A 2,284-nucleotide genomic window follows, 5' to 3' on the forward strand; every position below is an offset into this window, starting at 1 on the left:
GTGAGCCGCTCGCTGCCCAGCACCTGGGTCCAGTCCTCGAACGGCAGGTTGGAGGTGACGATCGTGGAGCCACGCTCGTACCTTTGGGAGAACACTTCGAACAGCAGCTCGGCGCCCGTGGGCGACAGCGGCACATAGCCAAGCTCGTCGATGATCAGCAGCTTCACCGCTGCAAGGTCGCGTTGCATCTTCAACAGGCGGCGTTCGTCGCGCGCTTCCAGCAGCTGGCTGACCAGCGCCGCCGCGGTTGTGAACGTCACCGTAAAGCCCTTCTGGCAGGCAGCCAGACCGAGGGCGAGCGCGACATGCGTCTTGCCCGTGCCGCTGTTGCCCAGCGCGATGATGTTTTCGCGCCGCAGGACATACTCACAGCGGGCAAGCTCCAGGACGAGCATCTTGTTGAGGCTCGGGATCGCGGTAAACTCGAACGTGTCGAAGCTCTTCACCGCCGGGAACCGTGCCGCCCGGATACGCCGCTCGATCGTGCGTCGTTCGCGATCGATCAGCTCGAGCTCGATGAGCCGCAACAGATAGCGCGGGTGATCGGTGCCATCGCGCGCGCACTCGCGGGCCACCTTATCATACTCGCGCAGCACGGTGGGCAGCTTTAGCTGCTTGAGATGATGGGCCAGCAGCACCTGCGGTGTGCCGCTCATAGTGCCGACCGGCATCGTATCGGGCGCACCGCTCATGCCGCCAGCACCGCATAATCGGCGGCCGAGGTCACCTTCACCGCCGTTCGCGGCAGGTGCGGATAGGCCGCCAGATCGAGCCGGGCGGGTCGCTGCTCGATGCGCGCCAGCGCGATCAGCTTGATCGCATCGAACCCGACCGCGCCGATCTGGATCGCCTGCGTTACGGCACCCGTGACGATCTCGAGCGGTAGCGCCTCCAGCAGACGCAGCACCTGGATAAACTCACGCTTGCCCCGGTTCCCCATCCGCGCCTCAAGCAGATGCCGCAGGTGCTGGAACACATCCGGCAACGCCCAGCCCTGCAACGCCGCGGCTTGATCGAGCGCGCCGGGCTTGGTCTCGAGCAGCGCCAGATAGTGGAGCGGATCGGCGACGAACACGCCTTCGCCATAGCACCGCTGGTGGCGAGCGATCTCCGTGCCGCCGCACAGGATCACGACCTCGTCGACGAAGCCCTTCACCACCACGTCCTGGAAGCCGTAAGCGGTCGGCACCGAGTAGTCGTTGGTCCGATAGCGCACGAGCGCCATCGACGAGACCCGCCCGCTGCGCTTCTCGCAGGGCTCCAACGGCACCGCCGGCAGCGGCTGCAGCGCTGCGCGATCGGCCACCAGCCGCTCGCCGATCGTCTCGGCATGGCGGCCGGCATGATCGCGCTGCCGAGCACGGCAGCGCTCTTCCAGCATGGCGTTCAGATCGTCAAAGCTGGCAGCGTGCGGGACCGGCACCATGAAGTTGGCGCGCGAGAACTTGACCAGCCCCTCGACCTTGCCCTTGTCGTTGCCCTTGGCCGGTCGCGCGAAGCGATCGCGGAACAGATAGTGGCTGCACAGCTCGGTAAAGGCACGCGTGCGTTCGCGCTTCCCGTCGCCCAGGATCTTCGCCACCGCGATCGTGGTGTTGTCGTACAGGATCGAAAGCGGCACACCGCCGAAGAACGCGAACGCCGACACATGCCCGTCGAGGAACGCCTCCGTCGTCTCGCGCGGATAGGCCTTCACAAAGCAGGCGTCCGACTGCGGCAGGTCCATGCACAGGAAGTGGATCTTCTGGCGCACCCCGCCGATCACGCCGACCGCCTCGCCAAAATCCACCTGCGCATGACCCGGCGGGTGTGCCAGCGGCACGAACGTCTCGCGGCTGCGCGCCCGGCAAAGCCGGACATGGTCCTTCACCACGGTATATCCGCCGGCAAAGGCATGCTCGTCGCGCAGCCGTTCGAAAATCCGCTTAGCCGTATGCCGCTGCTTCACCGGCGCCGTCTGGTCCGCTTCCAGGATCGCATCGATCACCGGCAGCAGTGGCCCCAGCTTCGGCTTCGCCGCCGGCTCCTTGCGCGTATATCCCGGCGGCAGCGAAAACCGGCACATCTTGGCCACAGTCTCTCGGTTCAGCCCGAACACCCGCGCCGCTTCGCGACGGCTGTTACCCTCAATGAACACGAAACGCCGAACGGCGGCATAGCTCTCCACGGCAAACATCCCCGGCCGCTCCCAAAAGAAGCAACCTTACCAACGGCCGGATTTTACTCCGCCACGCTCAGCACCACGCCGGCGTTCCAATGGCCTGCTTTGTCACCGCCGCATCCA

At 65.8% G+C, this 2,284-nt stretch carries 2 protein-coding genes; both read right to left on the bottom strand.

All coding sequences use genetic code 11. The features are described from left to right. On the bottom strand, positions 1–671 hold a 671-nt coding region (gene istB / locus ABIB28_RS18460), incomplete at its 3' end, for an IS21-like element helper ATPase IstB (protein WP_354289573.1). 17 nt (positions 672–688) lie between these two features. Next, positions 689–2,176 carry an IS21 family transposase gene (istA, locus tag ABIB28_RS18465; RefSeq protein WP_354289571.1) on the bottom strand — a complete coding sequence of 496 codons (1,488 nt, stop codon included), beginning with the start codon at positions 2,174–2,176 and terminating at the stop codon, positions 689–691. Positions 2,177–2,284 lie beyond the last annotated feature (108 nt).

The organism is Sphingomonas sp. UYEF23, from assembly GCF_040546165.1.
GTDB classification, from domain to species: Bacteria; Pseudomonadota; Alphaproteobacteria; order Sphingomonadales; family Sphingomonadaceae; genus Sphingomonas; species Sphingomonas glacialis.

Bases quoted from the DNA above. Each gene is read 5' to 3' on its own strand.
- istA (WP_354289571.1), bottom strand. From the start codon at position 2,176: ATGTTTGCCGTGGAGAGCTATGCCGCCGTTCGGCGTTTCGTGTTCATT.